The 19,108-nt window shown below is 58.6% G+C and carries 12 protein-coding genes and 1 pseudogene; 11 read left to right on the top strand and 2 right to left on the bottom strand.

What is annotated here, in order from left to right; translation table 11 throughout:
* Positions 1–61 precede the first annotated feature (61 nt).
* The 4 genes and pseudogenes from QD408_RS03340 to QD408_RS03325 all read left to right on the top strand — a co-directional run.
* Positions 62–2,269 carry a type I secretion system permease/ATPase gene (locus QD408_RS03340; protein ID WP_414138338.1) on the top strand — a complete coding sequence of 736 codons (2,208 nt, stop codon included), beginning with the start codon at positions 62–64 and terminating at the stop codon, positions 2,267–2,269.
* Complete coding sequence (locus QD408_RS03335; protein ID WP_414138337.1) at positions 2,266–3,741, top strand: HlyD family type I secretion periplasmic adaptor subunit; 1,476 nt, start codon at positions 2,266–2,268, stop codon at positions 3,739–3,741. Before QD408_RS03340 ends, QD408_RS03335 begins: the two co-directional genes overlap by 4 nt.
* A 113-nt stretch (positions 3,742–3,854) precedes the next feature.
* The gene (locus tag QD408_RS03330; protein WP_414138336.1) at positions 3,855–4,661 is read left to right on the top strand and encodes an RDD family protein; all 807 of its coding nucleotides are present in this window, start codon (positions 3,855–3,857) and stop codon (positions 4,659–4,661) included.
* A gap of 260 nt (positions 4,662–4,921) precedes the next feature.
* Positions 4,922–6,739 (top strand): annotated as a pseudogene (locus QD408_RS03325) (OB-fold nucleic acid binding domain-containing protein); the annotation flags it as partial.
* A gap of 176 nt (positions 6,740–6,915) precedes the next feature.
* Here QD408_RS03325 and QD408_RS03320 read toward each other — a convergent pair.
* Positions 6,916–7,224 (bottom strand): DUF982 domain-containing protein, encoded by a 309-nt coding sequence (locus QD408_RS03320; RefSeq protein ID WP_414138335.1) that lies wholly within the window; start codon positions 7,222–7,224, stop codon positions 6,916–6,918.
* A 733-nt stretch (positions 7,225–7,957) separates the two neighbouring features.
* Between QD408_RS03320 and QD408_RS03315 the strand changes: the two genes are divergently transcribed.
* Both QD408_RS03315 and QD408_RS03310 read left to right on the top strand, forming a co-directional pair.
* Positions 7,958–8,152 carry a hypothetical protein gene (locus tag QD408_RS03315; protein WP_414138334.1) on the top strand — a complete coding sequence of 65 codons (195 nt, stop codon included), beginning with the start codon at positions 7,958–7,960 and terminating at the stop codon, positions 8,150–8,152.
* A 78-nt stretch (positions 8,153–8,230) separates the two neighbouring features.
* On the top strand, positions 8,231–8,353 hold the full coding sequence (locus QD408_RS03310; RefSeq protein ID WP_414138333.1) for a hypothetical protein: 123 nt from the start codon (positions 8,231–8,233) through the stop codon (positions 8,351–8,353).
* 42 nt (positions 8,354–8,395) lie between these two features.
* Here the strand turns inward: QD408_RS03310 and QD408_RS03305 are convergent, their stop codons facing one another.
* Positions 8,396–9,496, bottom strand: coding sequence for a heparin lyase I family protein (locus QD408_RS03305; protein WP_414138332.1), 1,101 nt, complete (start codon positions 9,494–9,496; stop codon positions 8,396–8,398).
* Positions 9,497–10,233: 737 nt separating this feature from the next.
* Between QD408_RS03305 and QD408_RS03300 the strand changes: the two genes are divergently transcribed.
* From QD408_RS03300 to QD408_RS03280, 5 genes are all read left to right on the top strand, one after another.
* Positions 10,234–10,677, top strand: a complete 444-nt coding sequence (locus QD408_RS03300) for a hypothetical protein (RefSeq protein ID WP_414138331.1) — start codon at positions 10,234–10,236, stop codon at positions 10,675–10,677.
* A gap of 190 nt (positions 10,678–10,867) precedes the next feature.
* A complete protein-coding gene (locus QD408_RS03295; RefSeq protein WP_414138330.1) occupies positions 10,868–16,429 on the top strand; it encodes a DUF3320 domain-containing protein in 5,562 nt (1,853 codons plus the stop codon).
* Between the two features lie 386 nt (positions 16,430–16,815).
* Positions 16,816–17,874, top strand: coding sequence for a hypothetical protein (locus QD408_RS03290; protein ID WP_414138329.1), 1,059 nt, complete (start codon positions 16,816–16,818; stop codon positions 17,872–17,874).
* 15 nt (positions 17,875–17,889) lie between these two features.
* A complete protein-coding gene (locus tag QD408_RS03285; RefSeq protein WP_183907997.1) occupies positions 17,890–18,303 on the top strand; it encodes a hypothetical protein in 414 nt (137 codons plus the stop codon).
* The gene (locus tag QD408_RS03280; protein WP_414138327.1) at positions 18,296–18,916 is read left to right on the top strand and encodes a hypothetical protein; all 621 of its coding nucleotides are present in this window, start codon (positions 18,296–18,298) and stop codon (positions 18,914–18,916) included. Before QD408_RS03285 ends, QD408_RS03280 begins: the two co-directional genes overlap by 8 nt.
* Positions 18,917–19,108 lie beyond the last annotated feature (192 nt).

Here is a 19,108-nt window from a genome sequence, read left to right as displayed (position 1 = left end):
CTCTTGTTTCCCGCCGGCGCCTCATGGCGCCGGCATATCCTCTCTTTATTGATCCCATAATATGACGGACATCCAGACAGCATCCGGCCTTGACGCGGCGGAGGCCGAGACTGAAGACGCACCCAGACCATCACCTGAAGCAGCAATCGCCGACAGCGGACTGGCGGCGATTGCTGCCGTTGCTGGTTATTTCCGGATCGCATCGCGCCCGGATACGCTGAGCCGCGAACTCGCCTTGACGAAGCCCGCGCTGCGGGACGACCTACTGCGCGCCGCAAAGATCATCGGCCTGAAAGCGCGCACTGTTCGCGTAGATCAAGCCAAACGGCTGACGACCCTTCCTGCGCCCGCCCTTGCTTCGTTGAAGGACGGCACCTTCGCGGTCTTCGCGGGCGCGGCCGCCGAGGGCCGCTATCGGCTGATCAACCCCATCGATTTCTCCGCCCGCAATGTCGAGGCAGACGAACTGCTGGCACTGACCTCCGGCGAATTCATTCTCGTTCAGCGTAAGTTTGCCGGTCCCGGCGCCTCGCAGCAGAATTTCGGCTTCCGCTGGTTCCTGCCGGCGATCTGGCGCTATCGGCGGGCCTTCGGCCACGTGCTGATTGCCTCGCTCGTCATTCAGATCTTCGCGCTGGTGACGCCGCTGTTCTTCCAGGTGGTCGTCGACAAGGTGCTGGCGCATCGCAGCTATTCGACGCTGATCGTGCTCGTCGTCGGTCTTGCCGCCGTCGGTCTCTTCGATGTCGTGCTGCAGTATCTCCGAACCTATGCGCTGTCGCACACGACCAACCGCATCGATGTCGAGCTTGGCCGGCGGCTATTCCGGCATCTCCTCAACCTGCCGCTCAGCTATTTCGAGACGCGGGCCACCGGCCAGACTGTTGCAAGGATTCGCGAGCTTGAAACCATCCGCAACTTCCTGACCGGTCAGGGCCTATTCTCCGGACTCGACCTCATCTTCACCGTCGTCTTCATCTTCGTGCTGTTTTCTTACTCCTCGACCCTCGCCTGGATCGTCGTCACCTCCATTCCCTTTTACATGGCGATCGGCTTCCTCATCCGCCCCTTCCTCAAGGAGCGGATCGACGAGAAGTTCGAGCGCGGCGCCTTCAGCCAGCAACTACTCGTCGAAACCGTCGTCGGCATCCAGACGCTGAAGGCCTCGGCGGTTGAGCCCGTGGTTTCCTCGCAATGGGAGGAGCGGCTGGCCGCCTATGTGCGCTCGTCATTCCTGGCGACCATGTTGGCGGCGAAGGGTCAGAACGCCATTCAGTACGTCAACAAAATCACGTCCGCCGCCCTGCTTCTCTTCGGCGCACAGGCGGTCATCGATGGCGAACTGACGGTTGGAGCTCTGGTCGCCTTCAACATGATCGCCGGCCAGGTCTCGCAGCCGATCCTGCGCTTGTCGCAGCTCTGGCAGGATTTTCAGCAGGTGCAGGTCTCCGTCGCCAGGCTCTCCGATATCCTGAACGCGCCGCAGGAGCCGCGCCCCAGCGTTGCCGTCAGCCTGCCGCCGCCGAAAGGTGCGATCGGCTTCAAGTCGGTGAACTTCCGCTATTCCCCCGATGGCCAGGATGTTCTGAAGGATATCAGCTTTTCGATCCGTCCGGGCGAAGTCATCGGCATCGTCGGCCCCTCCGGCTCCGGCAAATCGACGCTGACCAAGCTGGTGCAGCGCTTCTATATTCCGAACAGCGGCCAGGTCTTCGTCGATGGCCAGGACATCGCCCAGGTCGATCCGGCGTGGCTGCGGTCGAATATCGGGGTCGTGCTTCAGGAGAACATGCTGTTCAACCGGACGATCCACGACAATATCTGCATGGTCAATCCGGCAATGTCACGGGCGGCCGCCATGCAGATGGCGCGGCTTTCGGGCGCCGACGAGTTCATCGCCAAGCTGCCGCGCGGTTACGACACGCTGATTGAGGAGCGCGGCGCCAACCTGTCCGGCGGTCAGCGGCAGCGTCTCGCCATTGCGCGCGCGCTTGCCACCAATCCGCCGATCCTGATCCTCGATGAGGCAACCAGCGCGCTCGATTATGAGAGCGAGCGTATCATTCTCGGCAATATGCGCGAGATCGTTCGCGGCCGTACCGTCATCATTATCGCCCATCGTCTGGCGACAGTGCGGCACTGCAACCGCATCATCGGCATGAAGGACGGGCGCATCGTCGAAGAGGGAACGCACGAGAGCCTGCTCACCCGCCCGAACGGGCTTTATGCTCATCTCTGGCAATTGCAGACGGGGCCTGTTCAGTCATGAACCAGACCGTCCAGCCTCCGCCGCTCCCACCGAAGCCGCGCAAGAGATTGCCGGTCGATAACGAGTTCCTGCCTGCCGCACTCGAAATCCTGGAAACGCCAGCCTCGCCGATCCGTACAGCGCTCATCTGGTTCATCTGCCTGTTCACCGCCGGCGCGCTGATCTGGAGCTATGTCGGCAGGTTCGACATCGTCGCGACAGCCCAAGGCAAGATCCAGCCGACCGGACGCGTCAAGGTGATCCAATCGATCGAGGTCGGTAGGACGGTCGCAGTGCCGGTCTCGAACGGCGTAACGGTAGAAGCCGGCGACATTCTCGTCGAGCTTGACCCAACTGAAGCGCGGGCCGAAGTCGATGCATTGACAGCCAGCCTTGCTGCCCTGCGAGGGGAGGTTACCCGCCGCGGCGCGGCACTGGCGCAGGTAGAGGCTTGGCAGCGTGGGGACCTTTGGAGCGGCACGAGAAGAATCGAGGCCCCTCCAGAATTCGAGGATTCGATTCCAGCAGAGATCCGCACGCGCGAAACGCTACTCTACAATTCCGATCTTGAGCAGCTTGCCTCGGCGCTCGACAGTCTCGCGGCTCAACGCCACCAGCAAGTCGCGGCCGTCAAGCGATATAGCGAGATGGTTGCTGCCCAGCAGGCGCTAGTGGCGACACTTGCAGATCGCGTGGCTATGCGGTCCAATCTCGTGGACCTCAGCGCGGGATCGAGGTCGGGCGTTATCGATGCGGTTGAGGTCAAGCAGAAGGAAGAGGCAAACCTCGCCGAGCAGATCGGTCAGCGGGCGGAGGCGGAGATGGCGATTCTCGCGGCGACCAGCGAAGCCGTCAAAACACTCAAGACCTTCGTCGCCGACAATGCCCAGAAGCAGGCGGAAGCATCGCGCGAGATCGACGAGCGGGAACAGCAACTGGTCAAGGCGGCAAAGCGGCTCGACTCGATGACGATCAAGAGCCCCATCAAGGGCATCGTCCAGACCTCGGCCATTAGCACCGTCGGCCAAGTGGTAACTGCGGGCGCCGAACTGATGCGGATCGTGCCAAAGGATGCGCCTCTCGAGATCGAGGCTTATCTGCCGAACCGCGACATCGGCTTCGTCTCGCCGGGCCAGCATGCCGTCATTAAAGTCGAGGCCTTCCCTTTCACGCGCTACGGCATCCTGAACGGCACGGTCACCCGTGTCGCGACCGATGCCATTCCCGAACCGGACGCGCAGCAGCTCGAAGGCCAGCCGGCGAAGGAATTGCAGAGCGTCATTCCGATCGGCAACGCCCAGCGTGTCCAGAATCTGGTCTTCCCCGTCGTCATCAAGCCGGATGAGACAGACATCGACATAGACGGAACACGCGTTCCGCTCACGCCCGGCATGTCCGTTACCGTTGAGGTCAAGACCGGCAGTCGGCGAATCCTTGAATATCTCTACTCGCCGCTAGCAGAAATTAGTTCCGAGGCGATGCAAGAGCGATGAGCGAAAGCAGCACTATCGGCGGCGCTCGACCGCCATTATAGGGAAGCTACGGATCTATCGCGAGCTTGACTCGCTATTTCCATCAACTCGCATTGTTATGGGCAGGGGGTAACATGGACGTCAACATTGCACATTCTTCGCAGAGGACGTTGCAGCCTCGGCTCTTCTGGCGGCGTGCATCTGCCTTCCTGATCGACATGACAATTTTTGAAATGTTGCTTGCGGTGGTCGCGCTCATCATTCCATTGAATTTCGGAATGCCGCTCTTTCAGAGCACACAGTGCGGAGAAGTCACCTCTGGCCCGTTGGTCGAAAAAGTGGAGCGCGAATGGCCCCTGAAACCGAGAGAGACCAGGGTCAATCAAATTTGCCAAATCACTGACTTCTTGGGCCCACAGAGCACGTCCTTCCGGACGACGGTTGTCACCAGCAATCCCGACGGTGGATCGGCTTCCTGGCGCACGGTGTCGGTAGGGCTGGACAAGAATGGTGACCCTATCGAAGGGCTTGGGGATCCTATAGGGCCGCTGGTCGGTGTGTTGCTTGCGTCGCTCGCTTTTGCCCTCCTCAATGCGAACGATCGAAGAACGCCCGGCAAAAGGATTTTGGCGATACGAGTGGTCACCGTCGAGGGTACGTCGCCCCATTTTGGCAAGGCGTTAAACAGGGAACTTCTGAAGTTTGCGCCTTGGATCGCCTTTGTGGGGATCGACGCAATCGTTGCAGCCACAGGATCCAATCAAAGCCTTGATGCAATGTTCCGCACGATGCGCAACGGCGACGCGGCGACCACCATTCCTGTGATCGCAAGCGTAGTCCTTACTGTATTCGCGCTGCTATGGTGGTTCCTGCCGCTCGTCAGGTGGCGTGGCCAGATGTTTTATGATCGGTTCGCCGGCTGCGAGGTCCGCCGTACGTGAGGCAATCTCAAACAAATGATATCTCGCGCCGAGTATCAAGGGCCCGATCCGGCGCAGCGAGCAAAAGTCCGGTGCGGAGTATGCTCGAATCTTTCAAGGCCGGACAACTGCCGCTCCTCCTGGTCCTATTGCTGTCGGCCCCAGTTCGGGCAGACGCCGAGCAGATCGCCGGTCGTGCGTCGGTTATCGATGGCGACACCATCGAGATAGCCGCCCGGCGGATCAGGCTGAACGGTGTCGACGCGCCTGAGAGCTGGCAGGTATGCCAGGATGACCGACTGGACGACCTTGTTCCCATCGAACCCGCCACCATGAAGGATCGACAGATCATCGAGTGGGATAAGGACGACGTGGAGGCGCTCAAGTTCATGAAGGTGGACGTGCTAGCGCTCGGGATGCTGACGTGCATGAACAAGGCATTCGAATTGATCCGGGAGTACAAAGATGAGGATCTCGACCTTGCGACGATCCCGCAGGAGGATCCGGCGACCTATGCGATGATCCGAAAAGCCGACACCCTCGGCACCTTCCAGATCGAGAGCCGGGCGCAGATGTCCATGCTGCCGCGCCTGAAGCCACAGACCTTCTATGACCTCGTCATCCAGGTCGCGATTGTCCGGCCTGGCCCGATACAAGGAAATATGGTGCATCCCTATCTTCGTCGGCGCGAGGGTAAGGAGAAGGCTGAATATCCGACACCGGAACTGGAAGAGGTTCTCGGGAGAACGCTGGGAGTCCCACTTTTCCAGGAATCGGCGATGAAGGTCGCAATGGTCTGCGCCGGCTTCACGGGGGGCGAGGCCGACCAGCTCCGCAAGTCGATGGCCACGTTCAAGTTCACAGGTGGGGTGAGCCGCTTCAAGGACAAGCTCGTTTCCGGGATGATCAAAAACGGCTAATCGGCCGAGTTCGCCGAGAGGACTTTCAGCCAGCTCGAAGGTTTCGGTTCCTACGGTTTTCCGGAAAGCCACGCCGCTTCCTTCGCGCTCATCGCCTACGCGTCAAACTATATCAAACGCCACTACCCGGATGCGTTCTGCGCCGCGCTCCTGAACTCGCAGCCGATGGGTTTCTACGCGCCGGCGCAAATCGTAGGCGATGCGAGGAACCACGGTGTCAAAATCCGTCCGGTGTGCATCAATCGTTCGCGCTGGGATTGCACGCTCGAGCCCATCGGCGATGGCGATCATCATGCCGTCCGGCTCGGTATGCGAATGGTCAAGGGACTGGCGGTCGCCGATGCTGCCAGGATTGTGGCGGCCCGCATGGACCGAGCGTTCGAAAGCGTCGATGATGTCTGGCGGCGATCGACCGTGCCCACTGAAGCTTTGAACCAGCTCGCGGAGGCGGACGCTTTCCTGCCATCAATGAAGCTTCAGCGTCGCGATGCAATCTCGGCCATCAAGGCGCTCCGTGACGAGCCCCTGCCGTTGTTTGCTGCCGCTGCCGAGCGCGAGGCAAGGATGATCCCCGAACAGCAGGAGCCGGAAGTCGATCTAAGGCAGATGACCGAAGGGCATAACGTCATCAAAGACTACAGCCATGTTGGCCTTACACTCCGGGAGCACCCCATCGCATTCCTAAGGCGCGATCTGCAGAAACGGAACATCGTGACCTGCTCGGATGCGATGAGCGCGAGGGACGGCCGATGGTTGATGACCGCAGGCCTAGTTCTTGTCCGCCAGATGCCGGGCAGCGCCAAGGGTGTCATGTTCCTGACGATCGAGGACGAGACGGGACCGGCGAACGTGGTGGTGTGGCCATCGCTGTTTGAAAAGCGCCGCCGCGTCGTGCTGGGATCCTCCATGGTGGCGATCAATGGCAGGATTCAGCGTGAAGGCGATGTCGTGCACCTCGTGGCGCACCAGCTCTTCGATCTGTCCGGCGATCTGTCGGGGTTGGCCGACCGCGACAGCGAATTCAAGTTGCCGACGGGCAGGGGAGACGAGTTCGCCCATGGATCGCCCGGAAGCCATGATTCACGGGACAGGCCGAAGACAGTGCCGTAGGCGCGAGACATCTTCGTCAGAGACCTGCATATCGACACGCTGAAGGTGAAGGGAAGGGACTTCCACTGAAGAACCAGCGCCTTGGCTGTGCGCCGCGGCGATTTTGTTGCCGGTAGCAATGCTGCGGAACTCGCGGCAAGAATTCTCTAATCCTGGAGTGCTTGTGAGGACGGACCAAGATTCGCGAGCTGATCCAACAGCGCGAGTCGCCGGAGCCGATCACCTAAGGAAGTTGCGATCATGGCTTATCTGCGAACCGTCGAGGGTAGATGCGGTCGTCGCGCCCTTACACCTTGGACTACGTTCAGCGTGACTATGCCTGCCTCATCGACCGCACGCAAAAACACTTCCCGGAATTGTTCTGGCGCAAGATTCCCGCTGATTGCGTCGACGCAGGCTTTCACGGCAGCGGTATATTCGTCTCCGTCGTTCCGGGGCCAGTCTCTCATCAGGACACGCGCAGCATCTCCCAGAGTCCGTATGATCTTGCGTGCCGCTGGATCCCGAAAAGCAAGCCCGACCGGCGTGAATGCCGATGATGTATTCGCCCACATGTTCCCGCCCCAACCCATCGGCGTGCCTGCAGTATAACCGTACGTGTTATACGTTGGAATTTAAAAATATGTGAGGGAGCTGCTTGGGTGATAAGATTTCGACTTGGGGAATCAAGAACGGTCGACCCGTTATCGACGCGATATGCTGCGCCAACAGTCTCATGGCGGAGGAGTTTCACAGTCCCACATCGAGCGATCACGCTGCACTTGAAAGTCACTAAGTCGCCGACTTTAATTCTTGTGTCCCGTGAGGCGGAATTCAGCATCAACGGACGAGAGCTATGGCAATGCTTTCCTCTCCGAACTGTCCAAGGTGGGCCGAAAGGTCTGAACACGGATATTGATCCAATGGCGAAGCTCAGCTCAACGTCGGTCGGTCGGGCTCGGAGGACGAACGTACATCATTTGTTACTTCGCACTTGCGGTAATTGTCATACGATTCTAAACGCTAAATAATGCCAAAAATCAGTTGCTTACTTCGGAATTCTCCACTACGTTTTTTCAGAAGAGTTCCGAAATAACCGGCCCCGCCGGCAATACTCAGCGGTCGTTTGACCTCGCTTGACGGAGGATCATGACTTTGTTTGACCGACATCGTTTCTTCCCGGTGGTGCAGCGAATGCGTGATGTCATCTCGATCCGATGCCGACCTACGACGGCAATCTGACGCGTCGTAACCCTTTGTTCCACTTTTCTAAGATGGTGCTCCCGTGTGGCGCGCCCGAGGTTTGTTATGCAAAAGCAAGCTGTCGTATTCAATGGTCAGGAAGTCGGGATCGCGGTCCCCGTGGAGAACCGCCTCAAATTCATCGCTGTGCGCTTCAATGTCATCGACCTGGACAACAGGCTCTTCGATACGGTTACCGAAATCCGGCGCGCCATTACTGAGCATCTCGCGTCCAGCGGTCGTGCGATCACTATGCACTGAGAGAGGCTCACCCACATTGGTCTGATGAGGCCAAGTCGCAGATCTTTTCGAAGTTGATTTCGAGAGGATTCGCGATCGATGTCGGCTGTCAGCGAGCAGGATCTTGCTGAGTTGCACGAAGGCATTTCCGCCTTGGTGACACTTCTAAGGGCAGGGGAGACGAATTCGCTCACGGATCGCCGGCCTGTCGTCAAGCGCTGAAGCTTCGGCCCAGGGAAATGGCGACAGAGCGAGTAAATCATCTCAGTGCGCCTGGCACATTTGAACGAGGCCGGCCTTGGTTGCAGCCTGAGAAAACTCATCAAACTGAAAGTGAAATTCCCCTGGGATGCGGAGGCGGTAGGTCCCAAATTTAAAGTACGGGCCTGAAAGAGGCAGAGGAGTATTTTTCTTTAGGGTTGCACCGATGTTGCCTTTCACGGATACGATCTTCTGGCCGTTCGCCCACACGTCGATTTCGGCTGCCCGACGTGGTCCATATTCATTGTCGGTGCGGCCGGGCTTCACCCGGTAGACCATGTCGACCCAGCCTTTGCGGGGATCGGGCAGCGGGCGGTTTGCTTCCGGAATAATCTCGATGTCCGCTTTGCCGATATACTTTTCTGGCTCGGCGACGAACGCAAGCGACCGGAACTGGGAGACCAGGTCTCCATCACCGGGGAGCCCAAGGGCCTGCGACAGAGCCTTGGCGTCTGTATCCTTCGCCTCCGGCCCCATGCTCTGCATGAGATTCTGGCTGAAGAACTGCTTCGAGACCTCCGGCGCGTTCCTGCTGATCAGGTCAAGCGACTGCAGGGACTTGATCGCGTTCACGTTCCGCTCGTTGAACTCAAGGTTTCCAAGGAGGTTCTGCGCCGTAAGCAGGGCATCGGGATCTCCTTCCGCCTTTGCGATGACACGTCGCACATCGTTGTCCTGGACCGTAATATGGAAGACGCCGTTGTCGAAGCGCTGGGCGATCATTGGGCTACTGTCTCCCGGACCTTTCCATTGCCCGATGACGGATCGTGCGCTGCCCTTAGATGGCACGTCGCCTGTGATCTTGAAGCTGAACGAGAACCAAACCTCATCGCCGAAGTTCGGCCACGTCTTCTTGACGATGCGAAGCTCTGCCCTCTGGCAATCGTCCTCGCATTCGAGACCGTCGTCGCCGTCTTTCGTGACGATGTCGATGGCAGCGTTCCCGCAGCGCCCGGGTTTGGTGAACTCGATCTGGCGTGAGAGAATCTGCTGTGTCGTCCACTTTGACGGATCCACCTTGGAGCCGTCGAAGTGGTCATCCAGTCCGGCAGCGCACGCGACGCCGCCCAAACTCATCATAGCTGAAAGTAGGATCGATCTCATTTGTGTCCCCCCAGATCAATGAGATGCAAAATTGATAGCACGTTCGCTGTAAAGTTGAATATCCAATCCCTGGACTTTTTTCGGGTGTAAGTTGTGTGCCGAACGTTCCTGCGGATCGGACAATGCCGACCACCCTCGGCGACAGGCGGTCATCCATGGCGTTGATCTGGTTTCGATTCTGGGATCGTCGGGACCGGACTTGTGCTTCGGCGGCCAGCACTGCCAAATCTGCGAGTTGATTTCGTGGCTGGCCATTGGTTTGATCGGTTCATGATCACAAATCTCGCCGACCTCAAGCTAAAGCCCCATCTTCTCGCCGAGCTTCATCAGCTCGGATTCCTGGATGGTAAAGACATGGCGCATCTCTCAACCGTCGAGTGCCTGCGAATTTCGGGTATGGGTGGGAGAGATTGGCGAAAGATAGCCGAAGCCATAGGCAGAGAGCCTTTTGGCAAGGAACGAAGAAGACGTACCCCAGCCTCAAGGGCTTGAATTTAGCGCACCTTTTTCCGTCAGAATTTGAGCGCGTTTCTCGTTGAGATTTCGACCTGAGGTCGGTGATCGTTGCATCATCAGGGCGCCGCTCTATAGTCTGGCCGCCTTATCTGCCGCAAGGGCTGTCCGATGCTGATCGCTTGGCTGTCGCTCGCGGGATTGAACACCTGTCGTCATTCGTCAGGGTGTGGATACTCGACCCTCAGCTTTCGAAGTCCGATCCCTCGGAGCAAGAGCTTCAGATGCAACTACTTCGGCATCTGCGTTCTCGGAAAGCAAACGCCAAGGAGGGCGCGGAATTTGCTGGCGGCGAGACGGACGTTATCATCGATGAGAGGTGCTTGATTGAAAACAAGGTCGGTGCTGGACGGAAGCCATTCGAGAGCAAGGCACACGCGCCCTATCAAGCGAACCGATACGGCATCGCAATGTGCCAGCGGGTCTTTTTTACGCTGGTTGCCTACACCCCGGCATCGGACGCCGATATTCTCCGACTGACGGATTCCGTACAAGTCACCCCGCTTGACGATCTGGATCGCACCGCAGTCGAGATTAGGTTCGTGGTTCCCGTTGGTCTGTCCAATCCGTCAGACGCGAAAAAGCCCGGTAAGAAGGCGACGCGCGCAGCGAAGAACCCCGCCGCCACCCAAGCTCGATCGAGTGTCAAACGCACTACGACAAGATGACTCAGTAGTCATCGTGCACCGCACACCTGATGGCGCCAACCGAAATGCTGGTCATCGCTTGCACGGCCTTGGCCGCCTCAAGACGCCCTTCAGGCGGAATCACTAAATAATCGCCCAAGTTGCTTTCTCGCTACTGGACCGCCGCCCCAACTTTATGCATCAGTTGCAATGATGGGAATGGGGTGAATTTATGCAAGCTGACAATACACATACAGTAGAAAGTCCAGAGCAATCGATCTTCGACAGCAACCTCTCGGTCGAGGCGAAAATTGAACGGGCACGAACCGAGCTGCTGGACTTGTCGGCAAGAAACAGACTCCTGAACGTTCCCCGGTTTTCCAAGAGCGCCAAGACGATCGACATCGTGGACGAGAAATCAGCCGAGATCTTTCGGGTCCTCGTCACTGAAGGCAAGTCCATGACTTTCTTGGCTGGAGCCAAGGGAAGGGATCCGAAAGACGGCGAGGACGCCGAAGACCTGATCGAGCTTGCGCTTCCAGACGACGACGACCGCGATGAGAGCGGTCGTCTGACACGGCATTCGGATACTAAGCTTCAAACCCGGATGACTCCGAATGCTCTTCAGAAGCGCCTGTTGGATCTGTACTTCGATGCCCGCACTCTGGAAGAAGAGCAAGGCGTCAACATCCTGTTCCTCGGGCTCGGCACGCTAAAGTGGATCGACCCCCAGAACGCGGAAAACATCCGTTATGCGCCCCTCGTTCTCGTACCAGTCTCGCTTATGCGCGGTAGCGCGGCTGAACGCTTTAAACTGAAGGCGCGTCCTGAGGACTTTGCATCCAACCTGTCGTTGGAGGCGTTTCTCGACCGGGTTCATAAGATTCGGATGCCTGACTTCGAGGCAACCGACGAATTCTCCTTCGAGTCCTACGCGAGCCAGGTGGCATCGGCAGTATCCGTGAAGCCGGACTGGTCCGTCCAGCCGGATGACATCGTTCTCGGATTCTTCAGCTTCGCGAAATTCCTTATGTACCGCGATCTTGACCCGACACTTTGGCCCGCGGACGGGAAATTCACCGAGCGTCCTCTGATCACCGGACTTGTGTCCAATGGTTTCGAACGCGGCGACGCTCTTCTCAACGATGATACGAAGATCGACTTACATATCTCCCCGCAGGCGATGACCCACATCGTCGATGCGGACAGTTCGCAAGCGGTGGCTATCCACGAGGTCCGCCGCGGACGCGACCTTGTCATCCAGGGGCCACCCGGCACCGGAAAGTCGCAGACGATCGCGAACATCATTGCCGCAGCGGTCGCGGACGGGAAAACAGTCCTGTTCATGGCCGAGAAGATGGCCGCTCTCGAGGTCGTAAAGCGACGCCTCGATCAGGCAAATGTTGGCGATGCTTGTCTCGAACTTCACTCCAGCAAAGCCAACAAGCGTGCGCTTCTCGCCGAACTGCAGCACGTATGGGAGCTCGGCGCCCCCAAGGGCGAGGCCGCCGAGGCCCACGACCGCCGTCTGCTGGAAACAAGAGATAGCCTGAATGCACATCCGGAGCGGATGCACCAGATCTACCGTCCCTACAACCTCACGCCCTACCAGGTGATCGGTCACCTGACGCGCTTGCGTAGGATGGGCCTGCAGCCATCGGATATCGAACTTCCAGCGGCTGTCGGTTGGAGCCAGGACGTAAAGGATCAAATAGTCACCATCCTTTCTGAACTGGCGCAGCGAATTGACGATATCGGCCTGCCATCGAAACATGCCTGGCATGGTGTCGGTCTCACAGGCATTAGCCCACTCGATCTCGAGAGACTGACGACACGCCTGACCAATGCTTCCGGAGATCTCGCGAGCCTTTTGAACTCTACGAGGGACGTGACAGACGCCCTCCACCGGGAGCCTGCGGATTCGGTCGCGTCATTCGACGAAGTTCGGATCCTTGCAGAACGTCTCGCGACATGCCCGCCCGAGATATCGTCTGAAGCCTTGGCCAATCCAGCATGGGAAGTTTCTCCACAGCAGATTGTCAGCGTCATTCGTGACGGAGCGGAGTTCCTTCGCCTGTCCGAGCAGGTGGAAGCTCAGTTTAATGACGCTGCGTGGGAAGCAGAGACTTCGCCGCTTGTGACCACGCTGCGGCGCCTGCCTGCGTCGTTTTCCCAATCAGGCCATCAGACCATTGAGCAGCTTGATGCCTTGTTGCCGAGGTTCCTGAATGCCGCCGGATCGCTCAAGCAGATGCTCGGCGTGAACGCGTCGGCCACCCTTGGGTCCATCGGCAGGCTGGTGACCATCGGCGAGAGAGTCGCCGATGCACCCGACGCTAGCCCGGACGCATTCGTCGCAGCAATCTGGGAACGTGGCCTGGATCAAGCCAGTGATCTCGCTGAGGCCGTGTCGACGTATCGCCAGATGAAGACGGAATTGACTGGCAAGGTCAGCGACCAAGCCTGGGACATGGATCTGACGGCTGCGCGAACGGCTGTGGCCATCCATGGCCAGCGTGCCCTCAAGTTCCTGAGTGGTGATTGGCGCAGGTCCAAGGCTCTTCTCCGCACTGTGATGTCGGAAACCAATCCAAGTGAAATGGTCCGGCTGCTCGATCTCTTGCAAAAGGGCAAAGCGGCCCGCGCGGCGATCAAGGACGGTGACAGTCTGGGCCGCGGTGCGTTCGGCGCCGACTGGCGGGGAGAAAAGTCGGATCCTCAACCTCTCGAGAACCTCGTACTGTGGATGCGCAGTCTTCGCGGGGTAGGGGCCGAAGCACGGCAGATCGCCAGCAGGTTGACAGACAAAGGATCGGTGGCGACGCGGTGCGAGCAGGTGAGAGCTCTGCTCGAGGACATGCGTAAGCTGATGATTTCTCTTTGGACCGATCTTGGTGACGATACGGCCCAGCTTTTTCAAGCTGCCGCCGGACCTGACGAGGCGGTGTTGACGCAGGCTTCAGCAGTCCTCAAGGAAATCGCGACCGCCGACCGCGCCATTGCGGCGTTGATGAAGGGTGTTTCGGAAAACAACGCGGCCAGGATAGGCGCCTTGGAGTTGCTCGCAGCCGCGCAGACACGCAAGCGGGCAGTCGAGAACTCCGGTGACCTCGGGCGCGCCGCGTTCGACGGCCTTTGGAATGGCGCAGAGTCCGATTGGATGAAGCTTGCGGCCGTTTTCGACTGGATGTCGCGGAATGGTGATATTCGAATGCTTGCTTCCCAGGTAACCGATAGAACTAATATTGTGAATAAAGCGCAGGCTGCGGCATCGCACGGCCAGCGGTTTGCCGCCGAGTTCCAAGACATCCTGAAATTCCTGAAGGCGAATATTGCTGTGCTCTTCGGCGAGAGCGACGTCGCCCAGGCCTCGCTCACGTCAATCGGTGAAAAGCTCGCCCGCTGGATCGAGAGCGACGAGCAGCTCTCGAAGTACGCTGCCTACAACGGACGCGCTCACGACGCCGGAAATCTCGGCGTCGGTCTGGTCGTTGAGCGCCTCCAGGATGGTCGGGTCGCAACAACGGATGTCATCCCGTACTTCGAGATGGCTTTCTACGAGGCGATATTGCGCCATCAGCATTCGCAGGATCCGGATCTCACGAGATTCGACGGCGAAGTCCACAGCAGGCTGGTTGACGAATTCGCATCGCTCGACCGGAACCGCATGCGAATTTCTCGGCTTGAAGTCGTGAAGGCACATCACAGGAACATCCCGGCGGTCAGCGGCCTCGGTCCTGTCGGGATCCTTCGTGGAGAAATGGCCCGGCGCCGCAACCACATGCCAATCCGGCAACTCATGCAGAAGGCTTCGCTCGCCATTCAGGCATTGAAGCCAGTCTTCATGATGAGCCCGCTGTCAATCGCCCAGTTCCTGCCGCCTGGTGTCTTGGAATTCGACTTGCTCGTGATGGACGAAGCCAGTCAGATCCAGCCCGTGGATGCACTGGGTGCGGTTGCTCGCGCAAAGCAGGTCGTGGTCGTCGGCGACGAAAGACAGCTACCACCGACGAAATTCTTCTCAAAGATGACGTCCGGAACGTCGGATGACGATGACGACGGCGGCGCGCAGGTCTCCGATATCGAGAGCATTCTTGGTCTCTTCTCTGCCCGCGGTCTACCCGAGAAGATGCTTCGCTGGCATTACCGCAGCCGCCACCAATCACTCATTGCGGTCTCCAATACCCAATTCTACGACAGCAAGTTGTTCATCGTTCCCAGTCCTTACACCCAGGAGGCCGGGATGGGACTGCGGTTCAACCACATTCCAGGCGGGACGTTCGAAGACGGAGTGAACAAGGTGGAGGCGAAGGCGGTTGCCGAAGCCATCATCCGGCATGCGCTTAATTCACCCGGCCTTTCCCTAGGCGTTGCGGCGTTCTCGATCAAGCAACGGCGAGAGATCCAGGACCAGCTCGAACTTCTGCGGCGGTTGAACCCGCAGACGGAAGAGTTCTTCCATTCGCATCCTCACGAACCGTTCTTCATAAAGAACCTGGAAAACGTGCAGGGCGACGAACGGGATGTCATTCTGATCTCCGTCGCGTACGCCAAGGGGCCGGGTGGCGCGCCAATGAGCATGCGCTTCGGGCCGCTCGGCGCCGAAGGTGGGGAACGCCGCCTCAACGTTCTGATCAGCCGCGCAAAACGCCGCTGCGAAGTCTATGCCTCGATCACAGATGATGACATCGATCTTGAGCGCGGCAAGGGGAAGGGGGTCTTCGCTTTCAAGCTGTTCCTGCACTACGCGCGAACCGGGCGTCTGTCGATGAGCCAGCGCACTGATCGCCAGATGGACAGCGTCTTCGAAGAGCAGATCATGGCAGCTCTTCAGGAGAGGGGATATCAGGCTCATCCACAGGTCGGGATCGCAGGGTTCTTCATCGATCTCGCCGTTGCCGACGAAGCGGTCCCCGGTCGTTATCTGCTTGGTATCGAGTGCGATGGTGCCGAATACCATTCGTCCCGCTCCGCGCGCGACCGCGATCGGCTGCGCCAGTCAGTGCTCGAAGATCACGGATGGACGATCCACCGGATCTGGAGCACTGATTGGTTTCAGCGCCCTAAGGCTGAACTCGACCGCCTCGTGACAGCAATTGAACAAGCGAAAGCGAACGCGCTGTCCGGCGATCATGTCGCTCATGCGGCAACGAGGGCGGTGCCTGTCGAAGTCATCACGATCGAGCGTGCGGACGTCACAGAAATCGGCCTTCAGCAGGTCTCCTTTGAGAGCACGACGCCTTTGTACGAGGAAGTTTCGCTCACACCTAACACCACAACCGAGCTTCACGAAGCGCCGCTTGGAGTGCTCGTTGGTTTGATCAAGCAGACGGTGGAGGCAGAAGGCCCGATCCATCGGGACGAGGTGATCACGCGCATCCGGACAGCGTGGGGGCTGCAGCGTGCTGGCAACCGGATCGATTCACATGTCGGCAACGCCATCAATACGGCAGTCAATGCGGCGCACGTCTACAGATCCGGTGAATTCCTGCTGTGGCCTGGCGCCGAAATCCGCGTTCGTGACCGAACCGCTGTCACGTCGCCGAGCCTGCGCCGGATAGAGATGATTCCGCCGATGGAAATCGATCAGGGACTGACCTCTCTCATTTCCACGAGCCTGGGTGCTACGGAGAACGAGGCCGTGAACGCTGTCGCCCGCGGCTTGGGCTTCAAGGCAACCAGTAGCCAGTTGCGAGACGTGATCGTTGCTCGCATCGAAGCGCTTAAGTCCCATGGTGAGCTGTCGATCCGAGACGGGATGCTGGTTTCCGGAAACGCCCTGGCGCCTGCCTAATGAACAGAAAATTGATTGGGATGGGACGGACTCCGAAGGAAGATTTCCCAGAAGGAAAAGTCCGCAATTGCGTAGCAACTGCCACCACTATTCCAGGGTGCGATGCCGGCCGGCGAAAGAGCGGCATCTCGCGCGTGCCTCACGGCATCTTGGATGCTAAGGTTTTGCGCATGGAGCCGTTCGGATAGACAGCATCGAGCGCTTTCAGGTCCATCTGCGTATGCGAATTCGCTGATGCCATTCGTCTGAGGCTGCCGCGGTTCCAGACGGGCGCCGCGGGTGTCCGTCGACCCGTTGATCCAAATATGTGCGCAACGCCGAACTCATCTGGACTTGCGATGTCTTGGGGATAGTCTCTCCGTAAACGAATCCTTGGAGCATTAAATATGGACCTGCCTGTCTCGGAAGTACTGAAAAGTCTTCGTGAACGTGCACCATGGCCCGTCGGACGCAGGATATTCGCGGATATTGGCATCACGCGCGGTCAGGGATGGAACAATACCCTCAATAAAATTGCGGAGAACCCAAGCAAGAGCGAGGAGAAGATCGACGAACTTCTCGATGCCCTCAAATCCCACCAGATCTGCGGCGAGAAACTGGTCAGCTTCTACGAATTCGATGCTGCGACCCTCGGACCGATGCGCGAGAAGCTTGCGGGCCTCGAGCCGCAGGATACAGTCTTCTCGCGGCGATACCCTTCTACATTGTCGCAGGACGAGTTGAAGGCGGCTCCCGCAGGTCTCGTCCTGACCTCGGTTGAAACCCAGGAAGGCGGCTTGGCTGTCGTCTTCTCCTCCGCCCGGGTGACCACCGTTCGCGAGCGGATAGATGTCGAATCCCTGGACGCGGAAATGACCTCCGTCTTCGACGATTATGAGGAAGTCATTGGCGTAAAGACCATCCGCTTCCATGCTTTCGACGTGATATGGATCCCCATCGAGGGAGAGACGTTGGACGTGCGCATCGACTTCCCGGAGGGTACCCTGTCGGAAGTCGCGATCGCCGCCCGGAAGATGGTCATTGCAGAACTCGTCCGATTGACAGGGGCCGTGGTACCCGAGCCAATCAACATGTTTCCCCTGATCGACAGGATGTACAGCGACGGATCCGAAGGCACGGTCGTAGAACTCGGTTTCGGGACCACCACTGCTTCCCTGAAGCACGAGAAGATGCGGAGAAGGAAACTTGATCTTCGGAACGAAACGTACCACAAAGGCGGGAAGGCTGCACTCGATACGCCGATCGAACCCTTCAAGCTTAGCATCCGCTGGCACCGGGTCATCGGAAAGAAACTTGCGTCCGAACCCGAACTCGGTCTGAACAGCAATTCAAGAGCTGCCGGCTCGAGCAAGCCGGTACTCGATCGCGTTGTAATCCGTCGATGCATGGGAAGTGACGATTATGATCACGTCAGGTCCCGGATCGCACATCACCTCGGCAGATAATCACCGGAGGCTGACGTGACGCTTGGGGAGATCAGGGAAGAATTTCGCAGTCGCTGGGGAGAGCTTCCAGTCGGATCGGTGTGCCTCGACATCATAGACTTCGTCGCATCGAAACCTCTCGATCAACTCCAGTTCCTGACTTTCACTACCTTGTCGCAAGCGGCGGGACGGGAAGCCATCGATACGGAATTGCTCGCAGCCATCAACCTTCTCACAGGATCAAGGCTCGCGATTCTGGAGTCGCATGCCATGCTCATCGACGACGACGATACCGAGCACGAACTGACTCCGGAGGAATTCGCGGAGGCCCGAAAGACCGGAATGCTGATCCACCCGGGGACTGGGGAGGCAGTTCCCGATTTCGAGTCCCATTTGATCCCGTTCTTCACACCTACGGAAGAGCTTCAGCGCGAACTGACGCATGACTGACTACAAGGATTCCCTGGCGTACCTCAGGGGCGCACTCGCCAAGTCGACGTCGGGCACCATCATGCTAGAGATGGTTCTCGCAGACACCCACGACGAACGCCTTGCGCTCGTGGAGCGTGCCGTCGACTGGAGTGTCCAGGAACTCGTGAAGACCCGTCATGTAAAACAGAAAATGACCGAGGACGGGCTGTCCATCGAGATCGTCACATTTATGAAAGCCATGGGTTTCGATGCCGCGCACGACACGCAGTACGGGGGACATTGCGATATTATCGTCGAAGCGAAGGGCGACTTTCTCTGGATCGCGGAAGCGAAGATCCACAAAGACTATGATTGGCTCCTCGGCGGCTTCGAACAGCTTGACCGACGCTACACCACCGGACTACCCGGACAGGATGCAGGCGAAATGCTCATCTACTGCTTCGGGCAACGGGCCGACCTAGTGTTGGCGGAGTACCAGACGAGGCTTGAGGCGGCGCGGAAAGATGTAAATTTCGATGGCACTATCAACGGCGGCCTGTTCCGGCGATCTACACATGTCCACGTGGGGACAGGCCGAAACTTTCGCGTTCGTCATACGATCGTGCCATTGTACTTCGATCCGACCAAGTGATGGTGAAGTGGCGGGTGCCGCCAATGGTTCCTCCCCAACCGTCACGCGCTTCGCCCTTCGTGGCGACCCATGTGGGACTCCTTTCCTGGTGCCGCTTTCACCGAGTTTCCTCGGTGGATCGCCAAGTCGCTACACGATTGTACCGTGACACGACGATCCAGCACCGATTACGGAACTACACCATCCGGCTGC

The organism is Rhizobium sp. BR 249 (assembly GCF_047445895.1).
Classification (GTDB): Bacteria; Pseudomonadota; Alphaproteobacteria; order Rhizobiales; family Rhizobiaceae; genus Rhizobium.
Note: the sequence above shows the minus strand (reverse complement) of the source record. Positions and strands in the feature narration are given on the sequence as shown.

Bases quoted from the DNA above. Each gene is read 5' to 3' on its own strand.
- QD408_RS03340 (WP_414138338.1), top strand. From the start codon at position 62: ATGACGGACATCCAGACAGCATCCGGCCTTGACGCGGCGGAGGCCGAG.
- QD408_RS03335 (WP_414138337.1), top strand. From the start codon at position 2,266: ATGAACCAGACCGTCCAGCCTCCGCCGCTCCCACCGAAGCCGCGCAAG.
- QD408_RS03330 (WP_414138336.1), top strand. From the start codon at position 3,855: ATGGACGTCAACATTGCACATTCTTCGCAGAGGACGTTGCAGCCTCGG.
- QD408_RS03320 (WP_414138335.1), bottom strand. From the start codon at position 7,224: ATGTGGGCGAATACATCATCGGCATTCACGCCGGTCGGGCTTGCTTTT.
- QD408_RS03315 (WP_414138334.1), top strand. From the start codon at position 7,958: ATGCAAAAGCAAGCTGTCGTATTCAATGGTCAGGAAGTCGGGATCGCG.
- QD408_RS03310 (WP_414138333.1), top strand. From the start codon at position 8,231: ATGTCGGCTGTCAGCGAGCAGGATCTTGCTGAGTTGCACGAAGGCATT.
- QD408_RS03305 (WP_414138332.1), bottom strand. From the start codon at position 9,496: ATGAGATCGATCCTACTTTCAGCTATGATGAGTTTGGGCGGCGTCGCG.
- QD408_RS03300 (WP_414138331.1), top strand. From the start codon at position 10,234: ATGCAACTACTTCGGCATCTGCGTTCTCGGAAAGCAAACGCCAAGGAG.
- QD408_RS03295 (WP_414138330.1), top strand. From the start codon at position 10,868: ATGCAAGCTGACAATACACATACAGTAGAAAGTCCAGAGCAATCGATC.
- QD408_RS03290 (WP_414138329.1), top strand. From the start codon at position 16,816: ATGGACCTGCCTGTCTCGGAAGTACTGAAAAGTCTTCGTGAACGTGCA.
- QD408_RS03280 (WP_414138327.1), top strand. From the start codon at position 18,296: ATGACTGACTACAAGGATTCCCTGGCGTACCTCAGGGGCGCACTCGCC.